Origin of the sequence: Desulfocapsa sulfexigens DSM 10523, from assembly GCF_000341395.1 — a bacterium.
GTDB lineage: Bacteria > Desulfobacterota > Desulfobulbia > Desulfobulbales > Desulfocapsaceae > Desulfocapsa > Desulfocapsa sulfexigens.
This window is the reverse complement of record NC_020304.1, coordinates 740,153-753,740: the sequence shown is the minus strand read 5'-3', so window position 1 is coordinate 753,740 and position 13,588 is coordinate 740,153. Positions and strand designations below refer to the sequence as shown.

Here is a 13,588-nt window from a genome sequence, read left to right as displayed (position 1 = left end):
TCCTTTTATATGTGAATGTTTGGTGATAGCGTTCAAAGACAGGATGATATTTTCATAATTCCAGCAAATAAAATACTTACATATGAGGTAATCTGTGACAATCAAGAAAAAACTTTTGTTGCTTTCAGTGGGCCTGATCGCATTGCTTTCCATAGCAGGTTTTATTCAGCTCCGTACAATTCTCAATATTGGCAGTCAATGGACAGATTACCAGCAGACAGCTCTGAAGAGGCAGGTTCAACTTGCTGAAATAAAATCGCAGTTCGGCTACGGTGGTTTTATTCACAATTTCAAGAATCATGTTTTGCGGGGTACTCAAAAATACGCTGATCGATTTATGCAAAATAAGGATCGTATGCACCAGGCTTTTGGGGCGTATGAAAAACTTGATCTTTCCTCTAAAGAACAGACAGCACTCTTGGCAGTCCAGGAAGTAGCTACGCAATATGCAAAGGCTATCAAGACATCTCTTGCCATGCACAAGGACGGTAAAACTCCAATGGAGATAGACATGGCAGTTAAGATTGATGATACTCCTGCATTTGAGGCTTTTGAAATATTGGAAGAACATGTTCATTCTCTGGAGAAAGCGGCTGGGGATTCTTTAAATGAAACCATTAAGTCATTACAAATATTGATGGCGATAGTTGCTGCTGCCCTGTTTGCTTTTTTTATTCTTTTTTCCCTGGTACTGCTGAACGTGGGGAAACGGCTTTCGCTTATTCAAAAGACGACACAGGAAATGGGAAAGGGAAATTTTACTGTGCCCATAGTCATTGATGGAAATGATGAAATCAGTTCCATTGGAACTGCTCTTTCAGCTATGTCTGGCGGTTTGCTGGAGATGATTGGTAATGTTCAGCAGCAGTCGGATGCCCTGACTTCTTCATCGAAACTCTTGTCGGCGATTTCCAAAGCTCTTTCGAGTGGGACGAGTGAGGCCTCCAGCCAGGCAGAGAGTGTTGCTGCAGCTACTGAAGAAATGAGCAGCAATATGAATTCTGTCGCTGCGGCAAGTGAAGAAGCATCCACCAATGTCAGTCTTGTTGCCAGTGCCATTGAAGAGATTCTTGCTTCGGTGGAGGATGAGGCGGCAAAGACCAATAAGGCACAGGAAATTACGCGACAGGCTGTAGCATTGGCGGCAAGTTCTTCTGGCAAAGTTGATGCTCTCGGGGCGGCTGCAGCAGAAATCAGCAAGGTAACCGAGGCTATTACAGAAATTTCAGAGCAGACGAATCTGCTCGCGCTGAATGCAACGATCGAAGCGGCAAGAGCCGGTGAGGCTGGAAAAGGATTTGCGGTTGTTGCAAACGAAATCAAGGAACTTGCGAAACAGACCTCCCAGGCAACTGGAGAGATTAAAAGTAATATTAGTGCAATTCAGAACTCAACGAATGAGACAGTGAAGGAGATTCGTCAGATCAGTACTGTCATTAGGGAGGTGGATAGTATCGTCACCGAAATCAGTACGGCTGTTCAGGAGCAAAGTGCAACCTCGGGTGAAATCTCACAGAATGTTATGCAGGCGGCACAGGGTATTTCTGAAGTGAATGAAAATGTGTCTCAAACATCCGCAGTATCGGCAGAAATTGCAAGGAATATAGCCGAGACCAGTCATATTGTTTCCCGTCTCTCCGGGAGTGGTGATGAGATAGAAAAGACCGCAGGTGATCTTGCTGGCCAGGTTTCCATCTTGAATGAACTAATCAGTAGATTCAGAAAATAGCGAGAATGGCAGGATGGTGCAGGTTTAATTATGTCCGATTGTATTGAAAAAAAATGTCCGGGATGTGGCCAGAAACTCAGGTTTCCTACGAATGTTGGTGGATTGGTTATGGTCTGCCCCTCATGTGGCAAAAAGTTTCACTCAGATTTCAAGCTGAGTGGCACCGAGGGGCGTGGTAAAGGGGGGATAGTGACAACGATTTTCGAGATGCCCTGTACTGTTCTTAACCGTCTTGGACGATTTTTTTCATGAAGAAAATTTGAGTTCAAAATCAACATTCTGCAGATATTTTGCCTCCTGTTTAAGACTGGCAAGTTGCAGGGGATGTTTGACTAGCTCATTTTTTGCAAATTGAAGGGTCAGGCCATTTTTGGTTGCGATGATGTTTTCAATAACGGCTGTTTTCTCTTTTCGGGAACGATGCAGCAGTGTTGCCAGGCGAAGCAGCACCACCAGTCTTAATGCTGTCCGCTGGGTCTCGGGAGCTAAATCCATGAAGAGCTTCTTTGATATTTTTTTTCGATGGCAACGCACCAGAACACTCATCCAGGCCTGTTCTTCAAGAGAAAACCCCGGTAAGTCAGCGTTGACCAGCAGGTATGCGCCATGTTTCTGATATCCACTGAGTGAAACGGCGAGGCCGATTTCATGTAAACTGCTTGCCCAGTGCAGTGATTCGGCATCTTCCAGTTTCAGGTTCCATTCCTTTTCACAGCCACTCAGGAGACGGTGTGCCGTCAGGCTCACTCTTCTTGCATGTTTTGTACTGATTTGAAAACGGTGTTGCACACTAGATACGGTTTTCAGGCGAGTGTCCTCACTCTGGATGCGACCCAGTCGTTCATACAGCAGGCCTTCACGCAGGGCACCATCAGAAACCTGCATAGTTTCAATTTTCAGTGCTTCAAAGGTTGCAATCAGGATAGCAAGGCCTCCCGCAAAAACAGGTTTGCGGTCACTCTTTAAACCAGGCAGATCCAGATTGTCGAGGTGTCCGGCCTCTATCATTTTATCCCGTATGGCGTACATACTGTCCAGGGTGATGGCATAGGATTCAAGCCCCAGTTCATTCACGACTTTGGCAACGGCTTTAATCGTTCCAGATGCTCCCGTGGCAGATTTCCAGTCGACTTTCTGAAAATAGCGTCTTACCGGACGCAGTAACAGGTGTGATTTGATCCCGGCTTTTTTCCAGCATTTTTTGTTGAGATTGCCGTTCTCGAAAAATCTGCGGCTCATACTTACGCAGCCCATATCAAGGCTGCGCAGGAGAAGTGGCTCGAAGTCTTCACCGATAATGAGCTCAGTGCTGCCGCCACCGATATCCATGACAAATCGTTTGCCATCTTCAGCAACGAGGGAATGGGAGACGCCCAGGTAGACGAGGCGGGCTTCTTCTTTTCCAGCAATCACAGAGATGGGATGCCCTAAAATCTCATTGGCGCTTTCTAAAAAAAGACGGGCATTCTTAGCCTGACGCAGAGTTTTTGTGCCAACGGCAGCCACACTTCCCGGGGGAAAACCGTTGACACGTTCACTGAAACGTTCAAGGCAGGAGAGGGCACGCTTGCGGGATTCTTCTGATAACCATCCCTTTTCGTCGAGTCCTGCTCCCAGGCGTACCATTTCCTTGAGGTTGTCAAGAATGTGAATATGGCCGTCTTCGATTCGGGCTACAACCATATGAAAACTGTTGGAGCCGAGATCGATTGCGGCTAGATGCTGTTGTGGTTGTGGTTGTTCCTGCACTGGTCACCTGAGTGTGTTGAATTCACTTTCGATTGTATCGTTATAACAGCAAAAAAGAATGGTAAAAGGTGTATTGCTTGCTGAAAGAAAGCTGTTTGTCTCTTTTATGGCGATGGCACAGGCCTGATCAGGGGGATAGCCATAAACGCCACAACTGATTGCTGGAAAAGCAATGGATGAGAGATTGTTACTTTTTGCAAGATGTAAGCAATTCTGGTAACAGGAGGCAAGTAAAGCGGATTCACCATAACCACCTCCCTGCCAAACCGGGCCGACTGTGTGGATTATATAATGAGCTGGCAGGTTGTAGCCCTTGGTAATTCTTGCCTCGCCCGTGGGGCATCCACCTATTTTTTCACATTCTTTAAGAAGCTCAGGGCCTGCAGCCAGATGAATTGCGCCATCCACTCCACCACCTCCCAAAAGTGAATTGTTGGCGGCATTTACAATGGCATCCACCTCAAGGGTTGTGATATCGCCGCGAATGATCTCAACAGGACTCATATTTCTTCCAATCGTGCCATTTCCTTTTCCAGCAATGTACCAAGAAAAAAGGCAAGATCACCTACAAGTTGCACACAATCTTTTCTGGTAGATTCCGGGTTGCCGTAGTAGTTTTTTACAGCATCGCGGTCTGACCAGTTGATCCGGGCAATATCACGGCAATTTCGTCCGCCATAGGGTTCTGTTAACGTATCAAATTGTTTTATAAGTTTATTGCTTACACCCCACATTCGAGGGTTCTCTTTTTCGTCAAGGCTGCCTCTGCTGTGAAGCGAAGAGACTGCTGCTACTGCACCAAGTAATGTTCCGCAGACAGAGCCGGAACTGGCAATGCCACCGCCAAATGTACCAACGGCTGCAATCACATTTTCGTCGTATTTGTTTATTTTTTCCAGGCCCACGGCCAGAATCGCCTGGCTTCAGTGAAACCGTTTTCTGAAAAGGTCCATTGCCTTTTGCCGCATATCTTCTGGAGTCATGATTTGCACCAATGGTTAAATTTGTATTCTCAAAAATAAGGTAAATTGCTAGGGTAAAGGATACCCTGTTTGAAGAAAAATGTCAGGGGACACTTTTGCAATGAAGGTGTGTGATTGTCTAAAAAACAGAAAAAGGAGTGTGTGTATGTCCAGACCGGAAGAAATGTATCAATGTCAGACCGTTGATTGTGGATACGTATATGATCCCGCCAGGGGGGATAAGAGGAGGAAAATTTCTCCAGGAACATCCTTTGACGATCTTCCAGAGGATTGGCATTGTCCGAGCTGTGGTGCAGGAAAGAAAATGTTCCGTCCCCTGGCCGGGCCGGGGAGTGTGGTGGCAGAGCAGAGCTGAGAGACAATGGAGCTTATTGACACCCACAGCCATATCGACCTTCCCATCTTCAAGAATGATTTCCGGGAAGTACTTCATCGTGCCCGCATGGCTGGTGTGGTGGCTCAGGTTCTTCCCGGGGTCACTCGCAGTGGGTGGAACAGGATCCTCCAGTTATCAGATGAGGAACAGGATCTTTTCCCGGCCATCGGTCTGCATCCCATGTATTTGTCCGACCATGGCAGAGATGATTTGCAGCTGTTGCAGCAGAGGGCATCTGCTGGAGATCTCGTGGCCATAGGTGAAATAGGCCTCGATTATTTTGTGAAAGATTGCAATCGTTCTGCGCAGCAGGAGCTTTTTGAAGCGCAGCTTGCCATCGCCTCTAAAGCAGCGCTACCGGTATTGCTTCATGTACGTAAGGCCCATGACCAGGTGCAGGCCACACTCCGCCGGTTACATTTTACGGAGGGCGGGATTGTTCATGCCTTCAGCGGCAGTCTCCAGCAGGCTGAGCATTACATAAAACTTGGTTTTCTGGTCAGTATCTGTGGGACCATCACCTACGATCGTGCCACCAGGATTCGATCTGTTGCGGCAGCCCTTCCTTTGAACTCTCTGGTACTCGAAACCGATTCACCCGATATTCCTCCTGCTTCTCATCACGGTGAACGAAACAGCCCTGAATATTTGACCGAGGTGGCCCTGTCTCTTGCCCGGTTGCGTGATGTTCCTGTGAGTCATATTGCTGAAAAAACCTCAAATACTGTTCGTGCATTACTCAGTTTATAGAACAAAGAGGCGTTGCAACGGCTTCTGTTTCGTTGGGTTTCAGGGCACCTGTCTTGGTGTTGCGGAAAGCTGTACTTGAACAATATTAACATTTTGTGTTAGTGAGTCGACATGATTCGAAAACCATTAATATGTAATATGGATAGTTGAAATATGAAAATTATAATTTATACAACAGGTGGCACTATCGACAAGGTGTACTTTGACCAGAAGTCAGAGTATCAGGTTGGAGATCCACAGGCGAATGGTGTTTTGGAGCGAGCTAATGTTGTTCTGGACTACGTGGTTGAATCAATAATGAAAAAAGACAGTCTTGATTTTACCGATGAAGATCGTGAGCTGATAAGAAGAAAAGTAGAGTCTTCTTCATTTGAAAGGATTGTTATCACCCACGGCACTGATACGATGATTGCTACTGCAAAAGTCCTTAAGGGTATTTCAGATAAAACGATCGTAATGACTGGCTCGATGTATCCGGCTCAATTTCGAGACAGTGATGCAGTGTTCAACATAGGGTGTGCTGTAACTGCGGCTCAGACGCTTGGACCCGGTGTGTATATAGCAATGAATGGCTGCATATTTATGCCGGATCATGCCAGGAAGAATGTAGAAAAGAACAGGTTTGAAGAACAAACAGATAACAAAGCTGGTTGATAGACAATAGTTAACCTGATTACCACAATCCTCAGCCTACCCGCCTGAGGAGGAGTTTTTTCGTGTTGATTATATGGGTATCTGCGGCCTGGACGGCCGCGGCAGAGCCCCCAGTGATGGGTTTATGGCGGATAAGAAAATATCTATACTGTCTTGTACACCAACGGAGAGGTTTCTTGAAATGAACAAAATATTAAAAGGATCTGTGTCTATAGCGTTCCTTGTTTTAGTGAGTTTCTCAATGTCAATTACAGGTATGGCAGCCGGTGATCCAGCACCAGTTGGGCAGGCAAAAGAAGCTGTGGTAACACCCAAGGTAGCAGTCGATGTCGTAAATCCGGACACCTATGTACAGGCCTTACAGATGTTAAAAGACTGGGGTATGGTAAATGGGCCACACCTCCTTCTGGCTCTGGTAATTTTTGTTGTTGGTCGCTGGGTTGCCAGGTGGATTACAGATGTGGCGAGACAGGCTTTTAGGAGGGCAAATGTTGAACCAACCCTGCGGCGTTTTCTCTGTAAGCTTATCTATTATGCACTTCTTGCAGGCGTTATTATTGCTGCAGCTGGAGAACTTGGTATAGAAACAACATCCTTTCTTGCCATAGTCGGTGCAGCGGGTCTTGCCATTGGTCTGGCTTTGAAAGATTCCCTGTCCAATTTCGCTTCCGGGGTAATGCTTATACTGTTTAAGCCCTTTAAGGTGAATGATGCTGTGACGGCTGGTGGTGTGACCGGAACGGTGCAACAGATTGACATCTTCAGTACTATCATTTTAACTCCTGATAATCAGAGGATTATTGTTCCTAACAGCGGCATCATCTCCGGCGTTATCACAAATATTAATGCCGAAGATACCCGTCGTATCGATCTGGTTGTGGGAATCGGCTATGATGATGATATCCGTCTGGCCAAAACTACCCTGGAAGATCTAGTGAAGGCTGATTCCAGAATCCTTACCGATCCGGCTCCAGCCGTTGCAGTGGCCGAACTTGCGGATTCAAGCGTCAACCTTATAGTTCGTCCCTGGGTAAAGACAGAGGATTACGGCGCTGTGCGTTTTGACCTCACGGAAAGTATAAAACTGACTTTTGACGAAAAGGGTATTTCCTTTCCATATCCACAGCAGGATGTGCATATGTTTCAGGCGACTAAGTGATTGAATACTGCTTGCCTTTAATGTAAGCAAAAAAGAATTGCAGTTGACGGTAAAATGGCTGTTCTGTACTCTTATAGCCCTATGAAAACAGCTAACGTATATTTTTCTTATCCCTGTTTCACGCAGGTAACTTGTCTGTCAGGGTGGCTCACTCTGATTTTCTTTGCTGTAATGATAGCTTCAGGGTGCAGCAGGACCGGCATTTCCATACAGAAACCGGCATCTGCTACAGCCCTTGGTGAATGTGTGGTTCTGGTTCATGGTATGGGGCGGACTTTTCGTTCCATGGCTGAGATGCAGGAACGATTAGTTGTCGCTGGTTATCACACCGTCAATCTCGGTTATCCCTCTACCAGGCTATCAATTGAAGAGATTGTAAGTGATAACGTTCCAGCAGCTCTGGAACAGTGTCAGCAGTTCCAGCCGTCATCCATTCACTTTGTCAGCCATTCCCTCGGTGGTATTATCCTGCGTGCTGTATTGAAAGAGCAGAGGCCTGCCAACATGGGACGGGCCGTAATGCTCAGCCCACCAAATCACGGCAGTGCAGTCGCGGACAGTCTTAAAGACTGGTGGTTTTACAGGTGGATCAATGGTCCAGCAGGTCAGCAGTTAACCACCGATAGTGCGTCTTTTCCTAATCAGCTTGGTCCCGTAGAGTATCCGGTGGGGGTTATTGCCGGGGATCGCTATATCTTCTTCGATTTCTGGCTCTCTTCAATTATTCCCGGCCCCGATGATGGCAAGGTCTCGGTACTGAATGCCCGTCTGGAAGGGATGCGTGATTTCCTGGTAGTTCATGAAACACATCCATTCATTATGAATTCGGAATATGTGCAGGATGAAACCCTTTATTTTCTGAAAAATGGCACATTCAGGCATCTGAAAAAGCCACCACAAGCTGTCTCGGGATCGGACTGGTTTTCCTTTCCCAGTAAGTAAAAAGGCATTTCGTGATTCCTTTAATCATAAAATCTGGATACTGTCTTTTGTTCCTCTTCTTTTTGAGCGAGTGTCAACCCAAGGTCTCTAGTATGTATATTACCAATCTCATTACCTTCAATAAAGGCAGGCTTGTTCTCCAATGGGAAGAAAAAAAATGAAACGTTTTTTTCTAACTATCCTTGTCCTGTGCGGCGTTTTGCTCATTGCCGGCGGATTGTTTCTGAAAAAGGGAATGCATGTCAAATCTCTGAGCGCTGGCCCTGTGACATTCAGCAATGTGTCACTCCAGTGGAATGCCAAACTGGAATTGGATATAGAACGTCTGTTTGTTGCATCTTTGCAGGATGGTGATGGGAACGGAGCTCCGCACGATCTCAGCTTTATGAATGCAATCGTGCCTCTTGTCCGCTGTATTGATCTTTTGTTCTCACGGATCTCCATTGCGACTATCAGTGGTGGCGGTATGGAGGGCAGTCTGTTGTATGAGTCCTCTTTGGCTCAGTTTACTCTTTCCAGTCAGGAAGTTGATGTGAGGGGGATCGTCAGGCTGGAAGAGGGCGTCCTGATTGCTGATATACCAAAAATCAAAAGTGACAAATTTCACTCTCAGGCAGCCGGTGTTGTACGTCTGGATCTGGATTCTGCATGGGGAAGTGGTGAATTTACCGTAAATCTTGCCGACTCTTTGCCAGTGAATCTTTCCTTTATCTTTGATCAGGAACAACTTTCTTTTAAGGGGGTAGAGGCTGGTAAAATCACAGATATTACTCCATTTGTTGATCTTTTCGGCCTTGAATTTTCCATCCAAAAGTGGATCACCGATTACCTGAGTGGAACTCGTTATAGCCTGAAATCTTTTGCAGGAAGTTTTCCCTGGAAGAACCCCATGGTTCTGGCTGAGACTTTTGTAGCAGAAGTCAGGGTGGACGAATGTCAGTATAGCTTTGCCCCAGGACTTGATGCAATACAGTCAGAGTATGCCGATGTGCTTTTCAAGAAGGGTGTCCTTATTATAACCCCCCATAATTCCAGCTTCTACGGACAGGATGGCGAAAAATCATGGTTGGATATTAATTTTAATGATCCTGACAATATTCTCCTCACAGCCCATATTCTGACCCATGCAAGGGCTAATCAGGATATTGTAAACGTGTTGAACTATTATAATATTCCCTTACCGGTTCTTCAGACAGAAGGAGAAACAGACGTAGATTTAACGCTTTCTATAAATCTGAAATCAGAACTTGTAACAGCTCATGGTGTTTTCCAGATTAACGATGGTCGTGTGGACTATTCCGGCGCAAATTATGGTGTGAAGGACGCCAGGATTCTTCTTGATACCAACAGGATCACTTTTGAGCAGCTGGAGGTCAGTCTGGAACAGATGTTTGTGGTTGATATCACAGGAGTATATGATGCTTCAACAGCAAATGGAGATCTGGATATCAGTCTGCAGGAATGCGCAGTTGCAGTCGGGAAGTCACAATTGGTTCTTAATGGAGAAGAAACAAAACCAAAGCTTCGTTATACAATGAGTCCAGGAATGGCAACAGTTACCGCCGAGGCATCTTCATGGAACATAGGTGGGCTGCCTTTGAACATCGGCTCTTTTAGTACCTCCTTTTCACCGGATGATCTATCGGGCCGTGTTTCAGCCCTGTCTCTTTCGGTTCCTCCGTTCATTTCAACGGAAATATCCGGGACATTTTCACTGAAAGAGCAGCGAATGGATTTACTCTCTACCGTTGTCCATTGTCGTATAAATGATTTGAAACTCCAGGACAGGCTTGATGGTCTCATTATTCAGTATGACAAAGGCTTGACTGTTCGAAGCGTGAAGGAGTCGCAATGGCTCTTAAATGATGTTCCAGTCACCCTTTCTCCTGCCGAATTTAAATTTTCCGATACTCTTTTTTCAGTAACAGGAGCTGGAGTCGACTACGGTGAGGTCTTCGGTGGTATCGTATCAGGAAGCTTCAACTACCTTAGTCAACATGGGGAATTTCTCCTCGAAGAGTTCAACATACAGGAGAAGAGTGTCGGTCGTTTTTTCAACCCGAACAGGGCCATATCAGTCGAGGTCGACGGGAATGAGGCGAACCTGCTCCTCAAAGTTCCTGAATTGGAAGTGGAAGTGAGCGTTCGAGAAGGGAGAGAGTGGTCCCTTCAGCTTAGAAACCTGGCTGCTGTGTATGACCATTCTCCAATTTTACAACAGTATCTTGTGAAAAATGGGATGCTCATAATTGGGTCAAAGGATGGTGGCGGGTACCGTTTTTCTGCTGATATTCCCTATGACTACGCGTTGCTTGCTCAGGATGCAGTGCCTGTGGATCGATATCAGATAGAGGGAGAAGCGGGTGCGAATGGCATAAGGGCAACAGTCAACGAAACATTGAATCTTGTCTACGATGATAAAATTAACATTGTCTCAAAGGGTCTCACGTTTAATGTCCCTGCCATTTTAAAGCTCTTGAAAGATATCCCGGGAATCATGGAGACCGATTCCGGTGAGCAAAACAGGATTGCCGTCACTCTTGATTCCAGTGAAACTGGTCTTTTTTTCTCACCGGAAAGACAGCTTCTGGCCGATACAATTACTTTGCAGTACGGTGATGGTCAGGGAACTCTTCAGTTGCTCCATGGGGCAACTGGACGTATTTCTTTGGAGGGTGAAGGGAAGACTTTTTCACTGACAGGAGAGGGGTTGAACGATGTTTTTATGAATGGTCTGTTTCCAGCCTCTGAATTTCACGGTGGAAGTATGAGTATGGTGGCAAAGGGAGCCTGGAATGATTTTACAGCAATTGCCAAGATAAAGAACACTGTTTTGAAGGAGTTTAAATCATTAAACAATATTCTTTCAATGATAAACACTATCCCGGCTCTTGTGACCTTCAGCCTGCCGTCATACAGTACAACGGGACTCGCCGTGGACAGGATTGTCGCTGGTATAAAGATGAAGGAAGGTGTGGCAACATTTGAAACTCTGGGACTCGATTCCCCGGAAATGACGATTCGGGGGACCGGTTGGCTCGATGTACCGAAGCAGTCGCTGGATATGGATTTGAATCTCATTACGGGGGCGAAAAAGAATGTGAACAAGATACCTCTGGTGGGGTACATCCTTGTAGGAAAAAAGAAGAAGCCTTCTATTATGGTCGAGTTATCAGGAGATTTGTTTGATCCTAAAGTAGAGTACTCAACCTTCCGGGAGGTTGCATCTGTTCCCTTTCAGATTCTCTACCGAACATTGGCCCTGCCGGCCCATTTGGTTTCCACTGTTTTTGATGTGGATGATGAGGTTGATTTTCAGGAGAATGGCTGGACGCCTGATGAGGAAGAGTTGATGATTGAAGGTGAGACGAATAAGTAGAAACTTGGTTATTCAAAAAAGGCAGGATTTTCTGTCGGAAATCCTGCCTTTTTACTCTGTTCTACAGCCTGTAGAAAATCAGCAGCCGCCGATCCCTCAACCACCCGCTTTTTGTATAGGGGCAGGGGCGCCGTCTTTTGTAAGTGGGCTGCCAATGGATGAACGGGAAACTTTGATACGTACATTGTCAGCAATTTCCAGTGTAACAACACTGTCGGTCAGACCGGTGATGGTTCCGTGGATTCCACCCTTGGTGACAACTTTGGCACCGTTTTTCAGCTCGTTGAGAAACTGCTGCTGCAGTTTTGCCTGCCTCTGCTGAGGTCTGATAAGCATAAAGTAAAAAACACCGAATATAAGAATGAGGGGGATAAAAGAGGCTATGCCTCCGGCTCCACCAGCTGCTCCACCACCTGCTGCGTATGCGACTCCTGTCATGGTTGTTCCTCCAAATATCGATAAGGTAAATGTGTTAATTTATGTTCTGAATTTGTCAGGATAATCACTCTGTCTCAAGCCTGCCATAAAAATCGTTACGAAATGTGGAAAAGCTGTCCTTTTCGATGGCTTCTCGCATTTCTGCCATGAGATGAAGATAGTAATGAAGATTGTGGATGGTGTTCAGGTGATAGCAGAGAATTTCCCGGCATTGAAAGAGATGGCGCAGATAGGCCCGTGAGTAATTACGGCAGGTATAGCAGTTGCAATTCGGATCAAGGGGTCTTTTGTCATCACGATATTTTGCGTTTTTAATTACCACTTTTCCGGTGGAGGTGAACAGGGTTCCGTTTCTGGCATTGCGAGTGGGCATGACGCAGTCAAACATGTCGACGCCCCGGTACACTCCTTCCACTAAATCTTCTGGGGTTCCCACTCCCATGAGATAGCGCGAGTAGTCTTCCGGTAGATGCGGGATTGTGGCTTCGGTCATGTCCTGCATCATGGCTTTGTCTTCCCCGACACTGAGACCTCCAATCGCATACCCGTCAAAACCAATGTCGATCAATGCTTCGGCATGTGCTTTTCGCAAGTCGTGATGCATCCCACCCTGAACAATACCGAAGAGGAGCTGGCCCGTATCATTCTGAGCCTTTCGACAGCGCTGTGCCCAGCGACTGGTAAGATCCGTTGACTTGATGGTTTCTTCTCGGGTTGCAGGATAGGGGATACAAGTATCAAGACACATCATGATGTCGGATCCGAGTGATTCCTGCACCTCAATGGCATCTTCAGGACTCAGAAAGAGTTTGGCGCCATCCAGATGGGAGCGAAACGCTGCCCCCTCTTCCGTTATTTTGGCAAGTTCTTTAAGGCTGAATATCTGGAATCCGCCGGAATCCGTGAGGATGGGACGATCCCAGTTCATGAAGTTGTGTAGCCCCCCAAAGCTGCGAATAAGCTCCTGTCCTGGACGAATAAAAAGATGATAGGTGTTGCCGAGAATGATCTGGGCGTTCATCTCCTTGAGGTTTTCGGGTGTTACGGATTTCACCGTGGCCTGGGTGCCGACGGGCATAAAGATCGGTGTTTGAATTGTCCCGTGCAGGGTCTTCAGTTCTCCGCGACGGGCGGCACAGTCTGTTGATTTACTGTGCAGAGTAAATGGCGATGCTGTCATTGTATATATTTCTCCGGAGCAGGGACAATTGTTCGTGGCTGTTCAGATAAGACCCCACCGTGTTATCTCTTACTGGTTAATGAAGATTACCATACAATGGCAGAGAAATAGATTCCATTAAAACCGAAGAAAAACCGTATTTTTGGGCTGGATTGAGTTGGGTGGGAGTGGCACTGTAAATTTATCAGTGAGCATAAACATAAAACTATTGGGTTGATCTGTGTTTTCGTATAGTAATAATGTAGAGCA

At 46.3% G+C, this 13,588-nt stretch carries 13 protein-coding genes; 8 read left to right on the top strand and 5 right to left on the bottom strand.

Annotation, left to right across the window (positions count from 1 at the left end; translation table 11 throughout):
• Nucleotides 1–94: 94 nt before the first annotated feature.
• Together UWK_RS18125 and UWK_RS03240 are read left to right on the top strand one after the other, a co-directional pair.
• Nucleotides 95–1,729: a methyl-accepting chemotaxis protein gene (locus UWK_RS18125; protein WP_015402919.1), complete on the top strand. Its 1,635-nt coding sequence runs from the start codon at nucleotides 95–97 to the stop codon at nucleotides 1,727–1,729.
• A gap of 30 nt (nucleotides 1,730–1,759) precedes the next feature.
• A complete protein-coding gene (locus UWK_RS03240; protein WP_015402918.1) occupies nucleotides 1,760–1,981 on the top strand; it encodes a hypothetical protein in 222 nt (73 codons plus the stop codon).
• Here the strand turns inward: UWK_RS03240 and ppx are convergent.
• Genes ppx through UWK_RS03225 form a run of 3 tightly spaced genes read right to left on the bottom strand, consistent with a single transcriptional unit; the run spans nucleotide 1,976 to nucleotide 4,389 of the window.
• Nucleotides 1,976–3,478 (bottom strand): exopolyphosphatase, encoded by a 1,503-nt coding sequence (gene ppx / locus UWK_RS03235; RefSeq protein WP_015402917.1) that lies wholly within the window; start codon nucleotides 3,476–3,478, stop codon nucleotides 1,976–1,978. The genes UWK_RS03240 and ppx overlap by 6 nt on opposite strands.
• 3 nt (nucleotides 3,479–3,481) lie before the next feature.
• Nucleotides 3,482–3,982, bottom strand: coding sequence for an O-acetyl-ADP-ribose deacetylase (locus UWK_RS03230; RefSeq protein WP_015402916.1), 501 nt, complete (start codon nucleotides 3,980–3,982; stop codon nucleotides 3,482–3,484).
• The gene (locus UWK_RS03225; RefSeq protein WP_265588647.1) at nucleotides 3,979–4,389 is read right to left on the bottom strand and encodes a C-GCAxxG-C-C family protein; all 411 of its coding nucleotides are present in this window, start codon (nucleotides 4,387–4,389) and stop codon (nucleotides 3,979–3,981) included. Before UWK_RS03225 ends, UWK_RS03230 begins: the two co-directional genes overlap by 4 nt.
• Nucleotides 4,390–4,606: 217 nt before the next feature.
• On the opposite strand from UWK_RS03225, the gene UWK_RS03220 reads away from it, so the two are divergent.
• The 6 genes from UWK_RS03220 (at nucleotide 4,607) to UWK_RS03195 (ending at nucleotide 11,721) form a co-directional block, all read left to right on the top strand.
• On the top strand, nucleotides 4,607–4,816 hold the full coding sequence (locus UWK_RS03220) for a rubredoxin (protein ID WP_015402914.1): 210 nt from the start codon (nucleotides 4,607–4,609) through the stop codon (nucleotides 4,814–4,816).
• Between the two features lie 6 nt (nucleotides 4,817–4,822).
• The gene (locus UWK_RS03215) at nucleotides 4,823–5,587 is read left to right on the top strand and encodes a TatD family hydrolase (RefSeq protein ID WP_015402913.1); all 765 of its coding nucleotides are present in this window, start codon (nucleotides 4,823–4,825) and stop codon (nucleotides 5,585–5,587) included.
• Nucleotides 5,588–5,740: 153 nt separating this feature from the next.
• On the top strand, nucleotides 5,741–6,241 hold the full coding sequence (locus UWK_RS03210; protein ID WP_015402912.1) for an asparaginase domain-containing protein: 501 nt from the start codon (nucleotides 5,741–5,743) through the stop codon (nucleotides 6,239–6,241).
• 241 nt (nucleotides 6,242–6,482) lie between these two features.
• Entirely contained in the window at nucleotides 6,483–7,400 is a 918-nt protein-coding gene (locus tag UWK_RS03205) for a mechanosensitive ion channel family protein (protein WP_228130035.1), read from the top strand.
• Nucleotides 7,401–7,571: 171 nt separating this feature from the next.
• Nucleotides 7,572–8,342, top strand: a complete 771-nt coding sequence (locus tag UWK_RS03200) for an esterase/lipase family protein (RefSeq protein WP_167320711.1) — start codon at nucleotides 7,572–7,574, stop codon at nucleotides 8,340–8,342.
• 157 nt (nucleotides 8,343–8,499) lie between these two features.
• Nucleotides 8,500–11,721, top strand: a complete 3,222-nt coding sequence (locus tag UWK_RS03195) for a YhdP family protein (protein WP_015402909.1) — start codon at nucleotides 8,500–8,502, stop codon at nucleotides 11,719–11,721.
• A 96-nt stretch (nucleotides 11,722–11,817) separates the two neighbouring features.
• On the opposite strand, the gene yajC is transcribed toward UWK_RS03195, so the two are convergent.
• Both yajC and tgt read right to left on the bottom strand, forming a co-directional pair.
• Entirely contained in the window at nucleotides 11,818–12,159 is a 342-nt protein-coding gene (yajC, locus tag UWK_RS03190) for a preprotein translocase subunit YajC (RefSeq protein WP_015402908.1), read from the bottom strand.
• Nucleotides 12,160–12,223: 64 nt separating this feature from the next.
• Entirely contained in the window at nucleotides 12,224–13,339 is a 1,116-nt protein-coding gene (gene tgt / locus UWK_RS03185; protein ID WP_015402907.1) for a tRNA guanosine(34) transglycosylase Tgt, read from the bottom strand.
• Nucleotides 13,340–13,588 lie beyond the last annotated feature (249 nt).

Excerpts from the sequence above, each read along its gene's own strand:
- UWK_RS03205 (WP_228130035.1), top strand. The coding sequence starts at position 6,483 with ATGTCAATTACAGGTATGGCAGCCGGTGATCCAGCACCAGTTGGGCAG.
- UWK_RS03200 (WP_167320711.1), top strand. The coding sequence starts at position 7,572 with ATGATAGCTTCAGGGTGCAGCAGGACCGGCATTTCCATACAGAAACCG.
- UWK_RS03220 (WP_015402914.1), top strand. The coding sequence starts at position 4,607 with ATGTCCAGACCGGAAGAAATGTATCAATGTCAGACCGTTGATTGTGGA.
- UWK_RS03195 (WP_015402909.1), top strand. The coding sequence starts at position 8,500 with ATGAAACGTTTTTTTCTAACTATCCTTGTCCTGTGCGGCGTTTTGCTC.
- UWK_RS03215 (WP_015402913.1), top strand. The coding sequence starts at position 4,823 with ATGGAGCTTATTGACACCCACAGCCATATCGACCTTCCCATCTTCAAG.
- UWK_RS03230 (WP_015402916.1), bottom strand. The coding sequence starts at position 3,982 with ATGAGTCCTGTTGAGATCATTCGCGGCGATATCACAACCCTTGAGGTG.
- UWK_RS03240 (WP_015402918.1), top strand. The coding sequence starts at position 1,760 with ATGTCCGATTGTATTGAAAAAAAATGTCCGGGATGTGGCCAGAAACTC.
- tgt (WP_015402907.1), bottom strand. The coding sequence starts at position 13,339 with ATGACAGCATCGCCATTTACTCTGCACAGTAAATCAACAGACTGTGCC.
- UWK_RS03210 (WP_015402912.1), top strand. The coding sequence starts at position 5,741 with ATGAAAATTATAATTTATACAACAGGTGGCACTATCGACAAGGTGTAC.
- yajC (WP_015402908.1), bottom strand. The coding sequence starts at position 12,159 with ATGACAGGAGTCGCATACGCAGCAGGTGGTGGAGCAGCTGGTGGAGCC.